The organism is bacterium (assembly GCA_022763185.1).
In the GTDB taxonomy this organism is placed as follows: domain Bacteria; phylum Bdellovibrionota_G; class JALEGL01; order JALEGL01; family JALEGL01; genus JALEGL01.
On record JALEGL010000006.1, the window covers coordinates 312,261 to 331,481 of the forward strand.

The 19,221-nt window shown below is 37.5% G+C and carries 15 protein-coding genes and 1 pseudogene; 4 read left to right on the plus strand and 12 right to left on the minus strand.

The genetic code is table 11. The features are described 5' to 3' along the window. Positions 1-56 precede the first annotated feature (56 nt). Positions 57-1,742: a hypothetical protein gene (locus MRY82_04175; protein MCI5072126.1), complete on the minus strand. Its 1,686-nt coding sequence runs from the start codon at positions 1,740-1,742 to the stop codon at positions 57-59. Positions 1,743-2,092: 350 nt separating this feature from the next. After that, entirely contained in the window at positions 2,093-3,682 is a 1,590-nt protein-coding gene (gene purH / locus MRY82_04180; protein MCI5072127.1) for a bifunctional phosphoribosylaminoimidazolecarboxamide formyltransferase/IMP cyclohydrolase, read from the minus strand. Between the two features lie 169 nt (positions 3,683-3,851). On the opposite strand from purH, the gene MRY82_04185 reads away from it, so the two are divergent. Next, positions 3,852-5,348, plus strand: coding sequence for a carboxypeptidase M32 (locus MRY82_04185; protein MCI5072128.1), 1,497 nt, complete (start codon positions 3,852-3,854; stop codon positions 5,346-5,348). Next, a complete protein-coding gene (locus MRY82_04190; protein ID MCI5072129.1) occupies positions 5,338-6,123 on the plus strand; it encodes a phospholipase A in 786 nt (261 codons plus the stop codon). The genes MRY82_04185 and MRY82_04190 overlap by 11 nt, the downstream gene beginning before the upstream one ends. Here MRY82_04190 and MRY82_04195 read toward each other — a convergent pair. From MRY82_04195 to MRY82_04215, 5 genes are read right to left on the minus strand one after another with little or no spacing between them, the layout of a single operon-like run. Beyond that, positions 6,120-7,505, minus strand: a complete 1,386-nt coding sequence (locus MRY82_04195) for an MlaD family protein (protein MCI5072130.1) — start codon at positions 7,503-7,505, stop codon at positions 6,120-6,122. The two genes, MRY82_04190 and MRY82_04195, sit on opposite strands and share 4 nt — an antisense overlap. Then, positions 7,505-8,248, minus strand: coding sequence for an ABC transporter ATP-binding protein (locus MRY82_04200; GenBank protein ID MCI5072131.1), 744 nt, complete (start codon positions 8,246-8,248; stop codon positions 7,505-7,507). Before MRY82_04200 ends, MRY82_04195 begins: the two co-directional genes overlap by 1 nt. A gap of 18 nt (positions 8,249-8,266) precedes the next feature. Then, the gene (locus tag MRY82_04205; protein MCI5072132.1) at positions 8,267-9,091 is read right to left on the minus strand and encodes an ABC transporter permease; all 825 of its coding nucleotides are present in this window, start codon (positions 9,089-9,091) and stop codon (positions 8,267-8,269) included. Positions 9,092-9,095: 4 nt separating this feature from the next. Continuing rightward, positions 9,096-10,196 (minus strand): alanine racemase, encoded by a 1,101-nt coding sequence (alr, locus tag MRY82_04210; protein MCI5072133.1) that lies wholly within the window; start codon positions 10,194-10,196, stop codon positions 9,096-9,098. 6 nt (positions 10,197-10,202) lie between these two features. After that, entirely contained in the window at positions 10,203-12,365 is a 2,163-nt protein-coding gene (locus MRY82_04215) for a protein kinase (GenBank protein ID MCI5072134.1), read from the minus strand. Positions 12,366-12,692: 327 nt separating this feature from the next. Between MRY82_04215 and MRY82_04220 the strand changes: the two are divergent. Beyond that, positions 12,693-13,019 (plus strand): annotated as a pseudogene (locus MRY82_04220) (single-stranded DNA-binding protein). A gap of 187 nt (positions 13,020-13,206) precedes the next feature. On the opposite strand, the gene MRY82_04225 reads toward MRY82_04220, so the two are convergent. The 4 genes from MRY82_04225 to MRY82_04240 all read right to left on the minus strand — a co-directional run bounded on the left by MRY82_04225 (position 13,207) and on the right by MRY82_04240 (position 16,007). Then, entirely contained in the window at positions 13,207-13,731 is a 525-nt protein-coding gene (locus tag MRY82_04225) for a hypothetical protein (protein ID MCI5072135.1), read from the minus strand. A gap of 63 nt (positions 13,732-13,794) precedes the next feature. Next, positions 13,795-14,184 carry a hypothetical protein gene (locus MRY82_04230; protein MCI5072136.1) on the minus strand — a complete coding sequence of 130 codons (390 nt, stop codon included), beginning with the start codon at positions 14,182-14,184 and terminating at the stop codon, positions 13,795-13,797. 54 nt (positions 14,185-14,238) lie between these two features. Beyond that, the gene (locus MRY82_04235) at positions 14,239-15,645 is read right to left on the minus strand and encodes a hypothetical protein (GenBank protein MCI5072137.1); all 1,407 of its coding nucleotides are present in this window, start codon (positions 15,643-15,645) and stop codon (positions 14,239-14,241) included. 131 nt (positions 15,646-15,776) lie between these two features. Next, positions 15,777-16,007, minus strand: a complete 231-nt coding sequence (locus MRY82_04240; protein MCI5072138.1) for a KH domain-containing protein — start codon at positions 16,005-16,007, stop codon at positions 15,777-15,779. Positions 16,008-16,132: 125 nt separating this feature from the next. Between MRY82_04240 and ftsY the strand changes: the two genes are divergently transcribed. Then, the gene (gene ftsY / locus MRY82_04245) at positions 16,133-16,990 is read left to right on the plus strand and encodes a signal recognition particle-docking protein FtsY (GenBank protein MCI5072139.1); all 858 of its coding nucleotides are present in this window, start codon (positions 16,133-16,135) and stop codon (positions 16,988-16,990) included. A gap of 90 nt (positions 16,991-17,080) precedes the next feature. Here ftsY and tkt read toward each other — a convergent pair whose 3' ends face one another. Next, positions 17,081-19,057, minus strand: a complete 1,977-nt coding sequence (tkt, locus tag MRY82_04250) for a transketolase (protein ID MCI5072140.1) — start codon at positions 19,055-19,057, stop codon at positions 17,081-17,083. Between the last annotated feature and the right edge of the window lie 164 nt (positions 19,058-19,221).

Here is a 19,221-nt window from a genome sequence, read left to right on the forward strand (position 1 = left end):
GGATTTTCTTTTAGGTGAAAGCATGTACGAAGTCAAAACAAAATGAAAATACGCTATTAAAACTCTATAATATTGAGTGTGTGCCAAGCACTAAAATGCTTAGGGTCAAGTTGTAGCAATGTTCCCAATATGGATAGAGCTTTTGCATATTGCTTTCTTTCGATGAGAATAAGTGCAAGAAGATTTGTTGCCGGCCATTGCCAAGTTTTATTATACTTTAACTGATTTAGTTTTTTTTCGGCAAGAATGTTTTTTTGTGTGGCAAGATTGTTTTTTGCAAACCAAAATAGAATATTACTATCATTCTCCTGTAACGCATAACTTTTATTTAAATAACGATTGGATGCTTGAATATTATTTTTATAATGAAAAAGAATACCCAAAAACAAATATGTTTTTCCATGTGTGCTTATTCTGCCAATAGCTTTTTTTAAATGAAATTCTGCATTATTTAGTGCGTTTTTATGGTTGTGTTTCATATGGCTAATAAGATAATTCAAGCCAATATATGAAGAAACAATACTAGACTTTGAGATGTTAGGATTTTTACGTCTTACTTGCTCTAAGAGTCTTAAGCTTTTTAACAAGTAAAGTGAGTCATACGGTATATCTTGAGGGTATATGTGATAGGAACTGATAGGTTGACCGTAAATAAACTTATTAGCAAAGTCTACGGCTTTTTTATTTTTATTTTGTTGAACCAAGTACACCATATAAAAAACATGTGCGCTTACAAATTGAGGGTTATTTTCAATAAGATTGATGATTGTTTTTTCAAAAGCATCGAATCTATTTTTTGAGTAGTAATGTTTAGCTAAAATGAATTGTGCTAAAGTTTTTTCTGCATTGGGAAGTTTTTGCTCTTGAAGGGCTATAATAAGTTTGGCGGGCAAGGATTGATTTAAAAGGTCATAATTTAAAGCAGAGTAAAGATTGACCTGATTGATATCATAAAAAGAAGACTGTTTCATGGCTTTAATCAGCTGAGCAGCTTTATTCGATTGCTGTTGTTTTAAAAAGTAAAATAAGCGTTGAAACTGAGCATCAGCAACGAGCTGAGGATTGTTCATTTGATATTGGTTACCAGCCAGTTTTTGGTAAATAGCCAAGCACTTTTGTGTTTCTTGATAAAAACAAAGCAGTTTAGCATGCATCGATTGTATTGATGCATAGCGCGGGTTTAAGAGTTTGTTATTTAAAGCATGCTCAAATACTTTGAGACTCTGGCCTTTCTTTAAGATATGACCGATTTGATTTTGTCCCCAATAGTCCTTTGGAAATTGCAGCAAGCGCTCATTTAAAATAGGTTTTGCAGCAAAATAGTTACCTGATCTAATTTGCAACTCATACTGCATCATATGGTAAAAAGGAATTAGCGATGGGTGTTTTTTTATTTGATCAAGCTTATCAAGCAATATTTTTTGGGGCTGTTGTGAATCATTGAAGTTAATTTTAAGATCTAAAATTGCAGATAGTTCATGTTTTGATGAAATGTTAGAAAAATGTTTAACTGCTTGAATTGTATTATTTTTATTGAGTTCTAATGCGCTCAAAAGTGCATGTCCAGGGTTACTTTTTTTATGTTTTGCAATTAAATCTTGGGCAAGACTTTCTAAGTTACTGTGGTAGCTATGGCTGCTTTCAATTGGGATTCTAAAGAGATAGCTTTTGATAAGATCTGGTATAAATTGCATGCCTTTTGGACTGTGAGCTACAGCGCGTTCAAATATTTGACTTGCCATTGCCATATGTTCATATCTGACATGCTTAAGAATCTCTTTAGCTTTACTTATATCTTGTTCAGACGGCTTGAGTTTTGTTGAGGAATGCTGTGTTTGACAGTAAGATATAAGCGTTTGAAAGCGATACTGTTGAATTGATTGATCAACTTGTAAATAGATGAGTGATGCAAAAAAAATAAATATCAACAAAATGACAGTTCGCAAGTAAGCTCGAAAACTTAAAATGTTTTTTATGTTTATACTGCGAAATTTATTTTTGAACATGAATGCATCATATCTTACTAAGAGAATAGAATAGGTCAATATTATTGCTCTTTAGCTGACCTTAAGTTGCGCAGGGTTGTTTTTATTTAATGGTAGAAGTGTCTTACTCCTGTGAATAACATAGACATGTCGAGCTGATTGATAGCATCAATTACTTCTTCATCTCGAATAGATCCACCCGGCTGAATAATGCTTTGGATGCCCATTTTTGCTAAAGTTTCAACACCGTCTTTAAAGGGGAAAAATGCATCCGAAGCAGCAACCAAAATATCTTTGTTGGCTTTGCATTTTTGGGCGTTGTTCATGGCTATATGGCATGAGTCAACTCTACTGGTTTGACCAGCGCCAACGCCTAGAATTTGGTTTTCATTGCATATAACAATAGCATTGGATTTGATGTGTTTTACAGCTTTCCAAGCCAAGGATAGTGCTTTTAAATGTTGTTTTGAAGGTTGTTTTTTGCTGACACACTTACTTGTACTCAAATCAAAACTTTTAAGATCTTGTTCCTGAATCAGAAAACCTCCCAAAGCGGTTTTAATATTGTTTTGCTGTAATAAGGCTTTGAGGTGCTCTTGCGAGTAACGTAAACGGCGCAGGTTTTTTTTATTCTTAAGTAAGGCTTCTGCTTCTGGAGTAAAATCAGGAGCCACGACCAACTCGGTGAATGTTTTTAACATGACTTCTGTGGTCGGGCCATCTAGAGGTTTTGAAAAGGCCACAATGCCGCCAAAAGCAGAGACTGGGTCACCAGACAAAGCTTTTTCATAAGCATCTAAAATAGAATGATTGCCGGAAACACCCAAGCCACAAGGATTGTTGTGTTTAAAAATGGCACAAGCTGTATCATCTTGAAAGTCAGCAATAAGCTTTAAAGCTGCATGCAAATCTAAGATATTATTGTAGGAAAGAGTCTTGCCTGAGATATCTTGCTCTAAAATAGAGCTTTGGCTGTTGACAGAAGTAAAAAAGCCTGCAGACTGGTGTGGGTTTTCACCGTAGCGTAGGGTGTATTTTGTGCGTAAGTTTAGTTGAATATCTTTTGTGTCTGAACTTAGCTCAGAAGTTTTTGATTTAGTTTGAATTGATTGAAAATAGGTGCTGATGGCTTGATCATAGCGTTGAGTGAGTGCAAAGGTTTCACCTGACATGGCTTGCCTAAAAGCTGGACTTATTTCTCCTTTGTGTTCATCAATATGCTTCATGAAGGGTTCATAATAGTCGACACCCGGCAAAACACAGACATGTTTAAAGTTTTTTGCAGCTGATCTGAGCATGCTTGGACCACCAATATCAATGTGTTCTATAACCTGGCTGGGACTCAGATCCGGGTTGCAGGCATGTTTTTCAAAGGCATACAAATTAACCACGAGCAAATCAAACATCAAAATATTGTGTTCATGGGCTTGTTGCATATGTGTTTCATTCTCACGTAAAGCCAAAAGTCCACCATGAATTTTTGGGTGTAAGGTTTTGACTCTACCAGACATGATTTCAGGAAAGTCGGTGTATTGGCTAACTTCTACAGCCTTAAAACCAAGACTTTCTATGTGCTTACGAGTTCCACCCGAAGAATAAATTTCATAATTATAGCGCTGAAGTACAGTGCATAATTGATCTAACTTTGATTTATCGGTGACGCTGATTAAAGCACGTTTTTTTGAGTTATCTTGCATGCTTGCGTGTATAACTGCTTGCCAATAAAAACTAAAGAATTATTTTTACTAAGAAGAGTAATTATTGCGCTATACCAGGGCCTCGTTTATATTATTTTAAAATCATGGCTACAAGTTTTATATTTAGCTTAATTTTTCATTACTATAAACAGCTTGAGAGGTAATAAATATGGCAAAAGCATATCAACAACTGCATGAACATTTTGAAACAATATCTGCCTATGGGCATGCTTTATCTATATGTAGTTGGGATGAGCAGGTAAATATGCCTGTTAAAAGTCATACACAACGGGCAAAGTCTATTTCCAAGTTGCAACAGGCAAGACACAGCTTAATGATTGACCCTAGAGTTAAGGATTGGATAGATCAAGCCAGTACAGAAGATCTTAATCATTGGCAGCAAGCCAATATTAGAGAAATAAAACGGGTATGGCAAAATGCAACATGTTTAACGCCCAAGCTTATTGATGCTCAAATTAAAGCAACTTCTAATTGTCAGCAAGCATGGAAACAGATGCGTGGTGAAAACAATTGGCAAGATTTTGCCCCCCTGTTGGATGAAGTGATTAAGGTAACTAAAGAAGAAGCAACAATGAGGGCACAAGTCACTGGAACGAGCCCTTATCAAGCTTTGGTTAATTTATACGATCCAGGTCAGAGTGTTGAAGAAACAAAAGATGTCTTTGATCAATTAAAAAGCTTCCTTCCGCAGTTTATTCAAACCGTGATGGAGAAACAAAAAAGTGAGGCATGTATTCAACCCAATGGAACCTTTACCACTAAAGATCAGAAACAACTTTGCCTTGAGCTGATGAAGGTTTTTGGTTTTGATTTTGATCATGGTCGTTTAGATGTGAGTCATCATCCTTTTTGTGGTGGGGTACCCAGTGATGTCAGAATAACAACACGCTATCAGGAGACTGACTTTGTTGAAAGCGTTATGGGAGTTATTCATGAAACAGGTCATGCTTGCTATGAGCAAGGTCTACCCAAAGAATGGAATGGTCAGCCTGTTGGTAAAGCTTTAGGAATGAGTATCCATGAAAGTCAGAGCTTGTTTTTTGAAATGCAGGTGGCCAGGAATCCTGCAACTTTGCAATATCTAGCACCTTTATTTAAAAAGTACTTGGGTGACGGACAAAAACAAGATGACTTTTGGGCTATAGCAAATATTATTAAACTGTACAGTAGAGTGAAACCAGACTTTATTAGAGTGAGTGCTGATGAAGTTACCTATCCATTGCATGTTATTTTAAGGTTTGAGCTTGAGCAAGAGATTATTGAAGGAGATTTAAAGACTAAAGATATTCCTGCAGCCTGGGATGAAAAAATGCAAAGTTATTTAGGCGTAAACACCAAAGGTAACTATAAAGATGGTTGTATGCAAGATGTTCATTGGCCAAGTGCGGGATTTGGTTATTTTCCATCCTATACTTTAGGGGCAATGACAGCCGCGCAACTGTTCCATGGCTTAAAGATGAGTTGTCCTAATGTTGATCAAGACTTTTCACAAGGAAAGTTTGATGCTGTTAGAGATTGGTTGAAAAAGAATGTTTGGCAGCAAGCATCTTTAAAATCAAAAAAAGATCTATTATTAAATGCAACAGGGGAAGTTTTAAATGCGGATTACTTTATCAAGCATTTAAAGCAAAGATATGCAGCATAAGGCTAAGAAACAGCTCTTCTTTATTTGTTTTAAGTTGAGTTTGTTTTTTCTACTAAGCCAACACACCGTTGCTTTTTCTTTGGATAGAGATGATTCACCTTTAAGCTTATATAAAAACAATTTTTTAGTTACTGGAGTTGAAAATTCACCCTATTCAAAAAATGTTGTGTTTAAATTCCAACTAAGTGCAAAATTACAAATTCTCGAGTCACCTTTTTTCTTTGCTTATACTCAGCGATCTTTTATGGATATCGCAAGCTATTCGTTTCCGTTTTATGACCATAATTATCGTCCTGAGTTATTTTATATTCAAGCAATCGCGGGGAAAACAATGCTTCAGGCGATGCAGCTGGGGTTTTTACATTCATCCAATGGTAAAGATGGCGATAACTCAAGAGGATGGAATTATTTTTATTTAAAGCTTTATTTTTCAAAAGGAGGTTTTTATTTTGAACCAAAATTAATCGCGGCTTTTTTACTCGACCAAGATAATAATCCTGATCTTAGGCAGTATTATGGTCCTTTAAAGCTAAATCTGGGCTATCGATGGTCCAACGATGTTGAGTGGTCGGCTGTGGTTCATCCAGGAATAAAGTTTGATAAGTACTCTGTAGAGACGCACTTTAATATTCCATGGAAAGTGTTTTTTAAACACCTAGAAGATAAAACCGTGACGTCACTTTGGTTGCAAGCATATTATGGCTTTGGAGAAACCCTACTGGGCTACAATCAAATTACGCAATCCATTTCCTTGGGGTTTGGTATTCGTCCTTAAAATGCTGCACCCATGGCTGGAATAAAGGATTTAAGATCACTGTCAGTAAATCGGACACCGGCGCCAAAAAATAGATTTTGTCTATCTTGTTCTGATAAAATATCATCCATCCCCGCAGTTAACATGAAATGTTTGTAAAGATACAATGATCCATAGGCTCTAAATTGGAGGGCGTCGTTTTGTCTTGAAGCATTAAATAATTCACTGGACAATACAAACTGATTGTTCAGTAAATGTAAATCCATACCCAAACCACCTGTATTTCTAAAGAGACCGGCTCTAAATGTGACATTCCATAAGCGTTTGGCCAACTGAACATTGAAAACCAAATTATCACTTTGATTGACTGTTTGAGTACTGCTGATAACGTTGCCACCGGAGCTGACCGTGGTTGTGTTTCTTCGAATATTGCCAACAGGTGAATCTACAACTTCAAACATTAAATATTTATCTGGACTTGGTGCAATAGCAATAGCCACTAAGTTTTGAAGTTCTTTGTCTGATTGTAAAAATTCAGCTCTATAGCGAATACCCAACTGCATTTTTCTAAATAAACCTATCGTATCATTGACACCATCAATCGTATCGTTGATTTTATTGATGGTGCTTTCATCATTAACAAGCTTACCAATGGTTCCTTCTCCTTCTTCAATTTTACTCATAATTTTATTCAAGGAAGCAAGAGCCTCAGTGAGTTCCCCGTTTTCTCCAAAAGTTTCCTGTACGGATGAGAGTGTGTCAGAAATGGCCTGTTTATTGTCTCGCATCACCATAGCCAAATCTTTTGAGAAAGAATCAACGCTGTCAACGATGGCATTGACTTGTTTTTGGTTGGCTTCCATAATTGCATTTAAACGTTCGGTTGTATCTCTTAAATTGACCAAAGTCTCGCCTAAAGCACCTTGAGGATTATCTGATGATAAGAGCTCTTTGATAATGACTGCGGTTTCTTTAACGGTAGAAGTTAATTCATCAAAGTCACTTTTAGAAGAGGTGTTTTTGATAAAAGCTTCATCTTTTAGTAATCCAGCTTCAGGGGTACCTTGTGAAATAGCTAAATATTTGTCGCCTAAAACGCCTCTGTCTTTAATAGAAACATGCGCGTCATTATACAGTTTCATTTTACGTTGAACTCTTAGGGTCGCTTTAGCTTTTTGACCATCAAGCTCAATTTTTTCTACGTAACCCACCATAATTCCAGCAATTTCTATCGGGGTTCGGTCAACCAAACCGGAAACAGATTCAAAGTGTGCGTAATACGTTTTGGCATTGGCACCGAGTTTTCCTTTATCGTTAACTTCTAAAGATAAGAAAATAATAACCAGAAGAGCAATCAGTACAAATAAACCAACACTAAAGTCAGATGTTAAATTATTTTTCATTATTTATGGTTCTCCATGTTGATATGTGCCTCTAAAAAATTCTGAACAAAAGGATGTTTTGACTTTTTCAATTCTTTTGGCGTGCAGTATTCCACAATTTCTCCCTTATAAAGCATTGCGACTTTATCAGCAACTTTGTAAGTTAATGCCAAGTCATGATTAATCATGAGAACAGTAGCATTTCTTTTTCTTTGAGTTTTTAAAATTAAATCCCCAATTTGTGAGGTGGTAATTGGATCAAGGCCAGTTGTTGGTTCATCAAATAAAATAATTTTGGGATTCAGCATTAATGCACGTGCTAGACCAACTCGTTTTCTCATTCCACCGGAAAGTTCACTGGGAAGTTTTTCATTGATATCAGACAAACCGACCTCAGAAAGTTTTTCTTTGACTTGATCTTTAATCTTTTCTTCGGGTAGATTGGTATGCTCAAACATGGGGAAACTTACATTTTGATAAATATTGAGGTAGTCAAACAACGCAGCATCTTGAAATAGCATGCCAATTTTTTTTCGTATCTTTTTTATCTCACTGTAAGAAATTTCATTGATATTTTGTCCATCAATAATGACTTCTCCGGAGTCAGGTTTTAATAAACCCATCAGTAATTTTAACGATACAGACTTACCTACTCCACTGGGTCCCATAATAATGGTGATTTCACCTTTTTTTGCTTCAAGGTTTAAGTTTTCTAGAACAACTTGGTCTCCAAAGGCTTTATTTACATTTTTAAAATAAATCATTGTCTTCTTTCCAATACTCTAGAAAAAGATTGCAGTTAAGAAGTAATCTGCCACTAAAATAGCAACAGATGAAATAACCACGGCTTCTGTTACTTTTTGACCTACGTCAGCTGCGCCTCTTCGAGCTGAACTTCCTTTATAACAACAGACCATCGCCATGATAAGACCAAAAAAAATAGATTTAAATAAGCCTTGGACATAATCTGGAACATCCGTGTAGTAACGAATTTTTTCAACAAAACTACCTTCATCAATACCCAATAAATAAATTCCTACAAGATAGGCACCAGCAAGACCAACAAAGTTAAAAATTGAAGTTAGAAAAGGCATCACAATAACAGATGCTGCCAAACGAGGTGCAATCAAATAGTCGGTGGGGCTAACGGCCATAGCTCTTAAAGCATCAATCTGTTGAGTCACTTGCATGGTACCGAGTTGTGCTGCCATGGCTGATCCAGCACGAGCAGTAACCATTAAAGCAGTTAATGTCGGGGCAATTTCACGAGACAGAGTCAGGGCAACAACGGAACCAGTTAAGGATTCAGCGCCAAAGTAAGCAAAAGAACGGCCACTTTGTAAAGCAAACACCATTCCCGTAAAAGCTCCGGTTAAAACCACAATAAATAAAGAGTTGACCCCAACAAATTTCATTTGGTTCATGAGTTCACGCCAGCGAATAGGCGGCTTAAACAGATAAAGCATAGACTTATAAAAAAGGATGCACATTGCTCCTGCTTGTGAAAGAGGAGGTACAAAGTAATGCAGTAGCAACTTTACTTGCTGGCCAAACATAGCCACCAAGCGATATAAAATATTTTGATGATATTTTTCTGATGTATTCATAAGGTTAATTTGATGTAGCTTCTCTTACCACTCTTTTACCAATAGAGCTGAGTATTTCATATACGCTTTTATTGCTTTGTTGACTTAAATGCAAGGTATCATTGCTTTTTTTTTCTGAAATTAAAAACACTTCTTCGCCGGGCTGAGCACTTGGACAATGGCTTAAATCAATCATACACATGTCCATACATATGTGTCCTAAAATCGGACAGGCTTGATCTTGGTAGTAAATAGGGTGTTGATGGTAGGCTTTAAAAAAGCCATCACCATAGCCTACACTAATAACGCCTATTCGCATTGCCGTTGAAGCCTTAAAGTTTTGATTGTAGCCAACAGTTTCTCCAGCCAAAATGTCTTTGATTTGAATAATTTTAGCTTTCCAGGATAAAACGGGCTTGATGTTTGAAATGTTCTGATAAGGGTAACCATATAGGGCAATGCCCGGTCTAATCCAATCAAAAGACTCGACCAAAGACGGGAGGCTTTGCAGTGGAGAACTGCTGGCACAATGACTGATTAAAGGTTTTTGAAGTGCCCGTTCAAACAATGCTTTTCCTTGAGCAAACTCTGTGACTTGACGTTGACTGTGTTCAAAGTCTAGCTGATCACTGTCAGATAAGTGGGTAAAAATTCCTTTAACTGCGTGAGCAAGGTCATATTCATGGATGAGGTCTAAAGCTTTTTGCCATTGAGAGTGTTTAAAACCAAGCCGGTTCATGCCAGTATCGAGTTTAATATGTAAGTTGAGTTGTTTTTTGAGTTTTTGCGATGTTTTTCCTAGGTAAACAATGTCATCATCAGTAAACACGCTTAAAATCACTTTTTGTTGAATACTTTCATGCAAGAGGGTGGGGTCAATATAGCCAAAGTTAAAGCAGGGTGTTTTAAGCTTGAGCTGACCAATTTCAAGGGCTTCACTGAGCTCTGCCACACCAAATGCAATGGGATTTAAATAATCTAAAGTCTTTGCAACAATAGATACGTCATGACCATAGGCATTGGCCTTCAGGACGGGCATAACTTGATAAGCAGGCTTACGCATTTGGCTTAAAGCCATATAATTTTCTTTGAGTTGGGTGGTGTTAATGAGGGCTCGGGTACGCATAAGGGCTTACAGTTGAATTGATGTTAAATATTCTTGCATTTGGGCAATGGTTTGAAAACGATTTTCTTGTTTTTTTTCCATGCAGGTTAAAATAAATCGATCCAAAGCTGCTGGGATAGCTTTATTTTTTAAAGATGCTTTTGGCGCTGGCGTATGGATATGGTGGTATCCCAAGTCACCTTTATTAAAGGGTAACTGAAGGGTTAATATTTCATAGAGCAAAATGCCCAAAGAGTAAATATCAGTTCTATGGTCTATAGGGTCTCCCAGTGTTTGTTCTGGAGACATAAAAGAAGGCGTCCCTCCAATAATAGATTGTTCATTAAGGAGATCTTTGACCAATTTTGCCAAACCAAAGTCCATCACTTTAATGTTCTCATGCTGAGATAGCATAATGTTTGTACTGCTTAGATCACGGTGAATAATACCTTGCGTGTGAGCATAAGCCAGGGCATCAAGCATTTGTTTGAAAAGTTTTAAAGCATAAGCAATATCCACTCTTTTGGACTGTCTGATGTAGTCTTTTAAAGTTTTTCCAACAACAAACTCCATGGCTATATAGTACTCGCCTTTTTGAATACCAAAGTCATAGACAGTCACGATATTGGGATGATTGAGTAAAGCCGCAGATTTAGCTTCTCTAAAGAAAGTATCTATACTTTTTTGGTTGGTTTTAAAGTTTGGAGAAAGGATTTTTAAAGCCACTGTTCGCCCCAAAACTGAATCGGTGGCTTTATAAATTAACCCCATGCCCCCTCGGCCAATTTCTTCTACCTTTTGATATCGAACAGCATTGGCATGCATAGACGGATGGTTTGGATACTGATTGATCATGATTTCCAAACTGGGCATTTCTTTTTCTGGGAGTTGATCAACGCTGCTCAATTCCAGAGCACTTTTTAATTGTTTAGCACGGCTGATTAAGTTATCTTCAATCGATTGTTTATTAATTCTGTTGCTGAGATACGCTTGAATCACACTTTGGTATTGCTTGTCTTGGCTTAGACGCGTGAGATTATCAAGGTCAATTTTTGCCAGCGTATGACTTGATTGCTGCAGTTGTTTTAAAACATCAACAGCCAAATTGTTCTGCCCACTTAATAGGTAGGCTTTCATTTTTAAAGGGAGTGACTTTTGATAATGTGGAGATGTGGGGGTGATTTGACCTAAAATATCCAGTGCTTTAGTGACTTCTTGCATGTCAATATAGCGTTTTGCGATACCCAGGTAATCACCAATTTGTGTTCTTAAAAAAATTTCTTTATCAAATTGTGGTGTCAGTTGGTAGCAGGCAATGGCTTCTGTAAAATTTTGACTTTGCTCATAAAGAGTTGCCGCTTTTTCATAACGTCCTAAAAGTTTGTAACAGTGAGCAGCCAAACGCCACTGTTTGGCTTTCTCATACAAGCTGGCCGCTTTTGTGACATCATTGAGCTCCAGATACAAGTCGGCAGCTCTGGAAAGTTCATTGGCCGCTAAAAACTTTTTAGCAGCGTCTAGAAGCTTTCCTCTTTTGGCCAAGCGTTCGGCATCAAACTTTTGATATTGACTCAAGTTTCCTGCCAGTTTCCAGTATACAGCAGCGTTATCATAGTCTTGCATCATTTCTGAAAGTTTAGCTGCGGCTTCATAGTCCTTAAGTTGACTAAAACAAATCAAAGCTTCCTGTTGATAATCTAAGTCAATATAAAGTTTAGCGGCTTTTTGATACTGCTGAGTGAGTTTGAGTAAGTTGGCCAGGTTAAGACCAATTTTTTTGAGTTTTTCTAGATTTTCTTGGGTGTTGGCTTTTTTTTGCCAGTAAGCGTAAGCTTTTTGTAAGGAAACGCTAGCTTCATAAAGCTTATCTGCTTTGAGTAAAGCTTTGGCTGCCTGCTCATAATTGTTTCCATCTAAAAAGGCTTTGGCTGCTTGCTCATACGATTCAATAGAAAAATAACGTTCTCCAAGCAATTTCAATTGATCATGCTGACGATAGATTTTTTCCGCCTGCTCAAAGTCTCCGTGTTCAAAAAAAATATCTGCGGCTTTGATTGGCTGATTTTCTCGCAAATAAATCTGTGCCGCATCTAGCCATTGATCTGTTTTTAGATAGGCTTGTGCTAATTTTTCTAAATGCTGACCTTCTTTAAATGCTGCTATGGCTTTTTTAGGTAGGTTCAGTTCCATATATGCTTGACCGGCTTCCAAAAATTGCTGATTTTTTAGAAGCTTTTCTATGTGCTTGTATTTCGGATGAAAAAGCTTAAGCATTACACAACAGTATTAACAGATAAGTCAGGTGCTTGTAAACGAAAGCCAACAAATGATTTACAAGCAAGATCAATGAAGGTAAGGGATACCCAGGAGCGCCGCAATGTCGCGATCTAATATGGGTTAAATATTGCGTTCAAGTAGAGTTTTGGCTCCGTTTATGCATATTTTTATAGGTATTCTCATATTGGGAATAATCTGATACAGGTTTTTTAGTTAAGCATTCAATGAAAGGAATAAATTATGGCTGGAGGAAGTGTCAATAAAGTGATTTTGATTGGTCGGTTGGGAGCTGATCCAGAAGTAAAGTATACGCAAACCGGAGCGGCAGTTGCCAATTTGAGCCTTGCAACCAATGAATATTGGAAAAACAAAGATGGCCAAAAAGAAGAAAAAACCGAGTGGCACAGAGTAGTCCTCTGGTCTAAACTTGCTGAGTTGGCCAGCCAATATTTAAGCAAAGGGAAACAAGTATACATTGAAGGACGTTTACAAACCCGTTCATGGGAAGACCAAAACGGTCAAAAGCGTTATACAACGGAAGTTGTTGGCAACTCAATGCAGTTTTTATCGCCTGTATCTGAAGGTGTTCAAAACAGCAGCAGCCAATTACCACCAGATTTACCGCCTCCAACAGATGTGCCTATGGGTGGAAGCAGTCAAAACGACGTTGATGACGATATCCCTTTTTAGGCAAAAATCAAAAGCATGATGATATAACTTTAATTAAGAGGGGCAAAGCCCCTCTTTTTTTATTTTAATATTCATCAGACGTAAAAGGATAAAAATTGATGATGGAATCACCGTATTGTTCTTTTAAAGTTTCTAAAAAGTTATCTTGGTATTTTAAGTATGGGTTTTGATGGGGGGTATAGTTTGGGTGTTGTTGTGGAGAGCCAAAATAAATCACGATCGAGTCAAAAGCATTGATGATTTCCAACCATTGGTCTGTGGGCTCATTATTTGGAGCATAGCGAGCTTTTAAGTTTTTGTATTTTTCTTGTAAAAAAATAAGCGCTAAATATTTTTGATAAGGTTGCCAGCAAGTATCATCGCCAACAAGACCAACCCATTTAATATCTAAAACATAACCTTGAAAAAAGTTGAGTAGTTTGTTTTCTTCGTGATGTATTCTTGTTTGTGCAAAATCGTTTTGTTTGGCTGTGATAAATGAGGATTCATTGTTGTAGTCAGAAAAGTTTTTGTTATTAGGCGTTTGGGCGAAGGCGCTGTTAAGAATTAAGAACAATAAAAGAATGCTGCTAAAAATATTTCCCCACATAATGGAAGGGGCACATTTCAAAAATCCGTATCCTTGTCAAAAAAAAATTGTTTTAAATCAATTCTATAGTTTTTTTAAGTCACTGAGAAACCAATTTTTTCTTGAACTAACATACTCCCATTGAGCTTGCCATAGACTTTGCTGAATTGTTACATCATTTACACCGTGCCACTGAAGGGTGAGAGTAATAAGAGCTGTATTGTTATCCGAATTTTTTTCCATACTTAAAGTAGAAACATCAATGATTTTATTGTTTTGTAGGTATTCATTCAAATGCAAACTGAGTTGCGCGTGCTTGTCTTTTTTAAAAAAAACTTGAATTGTTTTTAAATCATTCCATATCAACTGTTGGCTAAAGCGACGGTTTTGTTGGTTTAAGCTTTCAGTATTAGACGGTGAACAGGCAAGCATAAACAGACCGCATAAAAAAAGCCCCGCAATTTTATTAAACATAGCTTTAATATGGCATGCTTTTTTTAATTTGGCTAAAAAGAGTTTTGTAAGAGACTATTTTTTTGTTTGAGTAGAAGAAGATGAGCGAATAGGAATTTCAATATAGCCTTCACCTGGAACTTGTCCATGTGCATGTTTAAAACGGTCAAATAAGTCCTTAGGGCTTAAGGAAAGGGTATCTGAAGCATCGTCCTGATTTTCATCCGATGAAGATATTTCTGTATCAGAATTGTCAGGTTTTTGTTCAGGCTCAGAGGCGCTGATTTCGTCAGTTTCTTCTGGTTCTTGAGTATCAGAGCTTTGCTCTTTTGATTCAGAAGTTATATCTGGAGCCAATGTAGATATGATAAGATCGTCGTCAACCATCATAAAACTATGGACTTGATTGCTGAGTGAAATGTTTTCTTTGCTGTCGCCAAAGGGATACAAAACTTTGATTTGGTAAGGGGTGTTTAATTTTAAGGCGCCTCCAGAAATAGTAAAGTAAGCATAGTTAGACAAAGTATATTTTCCGTCTTCAGAAAAAGAGAGGTCTTCAATCATCCTAACTTGTAAACCTTGAACTGGGTTACAGTCTTGATTGTTTTTAGTGATATAATTGTTCTTATTATCATTCCCTTCATTGATTTGAGGTGTTTTTAAAATTTCACATACACTGATGCTATCATGCACTTTTCTTGGGTCGGCTAAAAAAGCATCATCTGGCATACCTTGTTTGGCAAATTTGAATAGAGGTGAAAAAGTTTTCGAGGCTAAATGATGAACAGGCAATAAGTAATTTTCTTGTTGTTGATCATCTGAAGGAATGTATGGCATAGGAAAGCTAAGTTCAAAAAAATCAGGGTCTGAGTATTTTGGCCCAGAATATTCATTATTGGGGCTTGTTTTTTTGCCCACAGTATCAAATTCAAAAGTAAAGGCTTGTGTGATTTCGCTTAAATCTTTGGTTTGTTTGTACATGGGCTGTACAGTTAAACAGAAATGCTCTCCCGGAGCTAAAGCTTCAGGCATAATGTAAATGTGTTGTCTAACTCTGTTATCAGAAAGCGTTTCATAACCTTCAGTGGGGATAATAAATAAGGGTATGGGAGTTCCAGAAAGCTCGGTAGATAGATTGATTTCATCTTCTTTATCTTGGCTTTGGTCGGGCGATGAGTTTTCTGCACTTTTTTCAGATTGATTTGTGCTTAAGCTACTGCTGGTCTGACTTGGCGCACAATTGCCCAGGAGCGAGTAATTTTCTTTGTTGTGTAATTCATCCAATTTAATGGGTGTGGTCCCTTCGTAAATAAGTGGGATGACAACGTTTAAGGGAATATTATGTTGACTATTGAAATTGACAAAGAACTCAGTATTTTCAAAACAGGATTGCAACAATAGAGAAAAAGCACAGACCATGCTAAGTCCAGTGATACGAAAGTATCGCTTATGTAAGGTTTTGATTTTATACAAATAAAGCATGTTGTTGGGTTAAATTAAGAGCAAAAATCATGCCTGGCTAAGCTGCTGAAAAGTAAGGTTTATTATTTAGTATGACCTTCACAGAGGAGTCAATAATGGGACAATGTTGGTTCATTGTAAAGCGCATGAAGCTATTCTAGTATTTCTAGGATATATTTTTTTTTATCTCTTCCTCCACAGGCGTCCAATAAGGTCCGAATGGCATTGGCATGGCTGCCTTTTTTACCAATCACTTTGCCAATATCATCTTTATGGACACTAAGCTCTAATATACAGGTGCTAGAACCGTCATGTTGTTCAATATTGACTGCGTCAGGTTGGTCAACGATGGCACAAACAATGGTTTCTAGAAGTGATTTCATGAACATAATCTAGCATATTGGGCGTTTTTAAAAAATAAAATAATGCAATCAGAATCAGGTGATTATTGTAGCCTTCTGGCGGGTATTTCTTGCTTGTATGTCGGGGCTGTTTTATACCAGAGCACATGTTTGATAATCTTAAAGCCAGTCAGTGGAAGCAAAAAATCAGACAGGTTTTTTCTAAAATTGAATTTGATGAAGAACAGTTTGAAGCGCTATTGTTTCAAGCAGACTTTTCTTACGATGTTATTGAAAGTGTACTGCAAGAATTGAAAGCCTGTAAGGTTAGTCATGCCAATGACTACATTCAAAATCTTAAAGAAATTCTGTTTAAAAAAATTGAAACTTTACATGCCCAGCCAATCAAAATTCATAAGCCTTTTTGCGTGTTATTGGTCGGAATCAATGGTGTAGGTAAAACAACAACTGCCGGTAGGCTTGCGCATTTTTGGCAAAAGCAGGGACATCATATTACTTTAGCCGCTGCTGACACCTTTAGAGCCGGTGCTGTTGATCAAATTAAGCTGTGGTCAGAACGGGCGAGTGTTGATTTGATTTCTCAAGGGATGGGCGCGGATCCGGCCTCTGTGGTTTATGATGCCTGGGTAAACACTTTAAATAAAGGTGGCATTATGTTGGCAGATACAGCCGGTAGAATGCATACCAAAGAACCTTTGATGCAGCAGTTGGATAAAATGATCAGAGTTTTAAAAAAACATGACGAGCATTTACCGCATGAAACCTTACTGGTTCTTGATGGCACCACCGGTCAGAATGCCGTATTGCAATCGCAAGCCTTCGCCCAAACAACAAGGTTAACTGGCATTGTAGCCACAAAGATGGATGGTAGTGCCAAAGGCGGCGCTATTTATTGCAGCGCTTTAAATATGAACTTGCCCATTCGTTTTGTTGGCGTAGGTGAGAGCATGGAAGATCTTAAGCCCTTTGATGCCAAAAGTTTTGTTGATGCCATGTTTGACTGATCTTTGGTTTTATAAGTTAAGGCTTTGGTTTTTGCATGCATGGCCATATAACATGACCATGCATTGAGTTCTAAAGCTTGTTGCTTTGTTTTAATGCTGCCAAGTTTTTATTTTCTCAAGAATACCTTCTTTATCAAAACCAAAATGTTTGGCCACCGCCTGACCAGGTCCACTGGCACCAAAACTTTGCATGTCTATAACCAGATTGGGTCGGCCAATGGTTTTATGCCAAGCATCGGCATTGGCAGCTTCAATAACCACTGTAGGGCATGTAGTTGGGAATAGTTTTTCTTGTTCAGGTTTCTTTAAAGCTTGTAAACGATCCAAGCATGGAACCGATATCAGTTTGATATTGGCATAATCATTTTTGATGGTGTCAAAAACCTCATGCGCCAAATGCAACTCAGAGCCACTGGCAGCAATAATAAGGTGCTTATCTTGTGCAATGCTTTCATCACTGTGCTGCGCAAAAATATAAGCACCTCGGTCAGAAACAGGCTCAGACAAAGAAGCTTGCATGGGTAGATTTTGTCGACTGAGACAGAAAACACTAGGTGTAGCTTTGTCTGCCAAGGCTTTGTCCCAAGCCCATTGGGACTCTTCAATATTGGCCGGTCGGTACACATTAACATTAGGAATGCATCGCATAGCATTGATATGTTCTATGGGTTGGTGAGTTGGGCCATCTTCACCGACATGAATACTGTCGTGGGTAAGGGCATAAATCACTTGCAGACCACTTAAAGCAGATAATCTTAATGAGGGTTTAAGATAATCTGAAAAAACTAAAAAGGTAGAAATGACAGGGATATGACCACCATGCAAGACCATACCATTGGCAATGGCCGCCATGGCATGCTCACGAATACCAAAGGCAATGTTTTTTGCGCTGAAGTCTTCTTTGCTCACATAAGCACTATCTTTGAAAATTGCTTTGGTTGAGCCAGCCAAGTCTGCAGAACCTGCACACAGGTTAGAGATTTTTTTGCCTAAGTATTGCAGGATTTGCCCATTAATGCTGCGAGTGGCATCGGTATCTTTTTGAATGTCATCATGATTGACATCAAACTTTTTTTGATTGAAATTTTGGTAATTTTCATATCCTTCTGGGTCAGAACTTTTGAAAGCAGCATGCTGTTCTAACCAATTTTTTTTTGCATTTTGTTTTTGTTCAAGAGCTGTTTGACAGTGTTGATGCACCACCTCAGGTACGGTGAATTCAGGGTAGTCCCAATCTATCAGCTGTTTAAAAGCAGCTATTTCTTCTTGACCCAAAGGTGCACCATGCGAACCACTGGTGCCTTGTTTGTTTGGCGCACCATGGGCAATAATTGTTTTGGCTATAATGAGTGATGGTTTAGACTTTTCATTTTTTGCCTCTGTGAGGGCTTCTCTAATTTCAGAATGTAGGTGCCCGTCAATTTCTTGAACATGCCAGCCTTGTGCTTCAAAGCGCATACGAATATTTTCATCAAAAGTGATGTCAGTAGAGCCGTCAATACTGATATTGTTGCTATCGTAAATATAATTCAAATTGCCCAAGCCTAAATGCCCGGCCAAAGAAGCAGCTTCAGAAGAAATCCCTTCCATTAAATCCCCATCACTCACAATGCCATAGATGGTGCTTTCTAAATGTTTTTGTTTGAATTGACTGCTTTGCATTTTAGCGGCTAAAGCCATACCAACACCGTTGGCAAAACCTTGACCTAAGGGCCCTGTGGTTACTTCAACGCCTTCAGTATGTTTGTATTCTGGATGCCCAGGTGTTAGGCTACCAAGTTGTCTAAAGTGCTTGATATCATCCATAGAAAGTTTATAGCCATAAAGGTGTAAGAGTGCATATTGCAGCATGGAACCATGGCCAGCAGAAAGGATAAAGCGATCTCTTCCCTCCCAATGGGGTTGAGACGGATCAAAGTTTAAAAAATCATTCCATAAAATATAGGCACAGTCAGCCATACCCATGGGCATGCCTGGATGCCCTGATTGAGCTCTTTCAACAGCATCTATACTTAAACATTTAATGGTATTTACACATAATTGATCAATATTTGCAGCTTTGTTCATACCTTCTCTTTAATGCAAAGAAAAAAAGATGTCGATCAATATTATTGCTCAGTTTATAAAGTAGCTTTTGCTTGGCAAATAAGCTGCTATTGGTTAAGTGTGCAAATATGAAATTTAAACAAATAGCTACATTCAGTTTGATATTCAGTCTGGTATTGTTGATT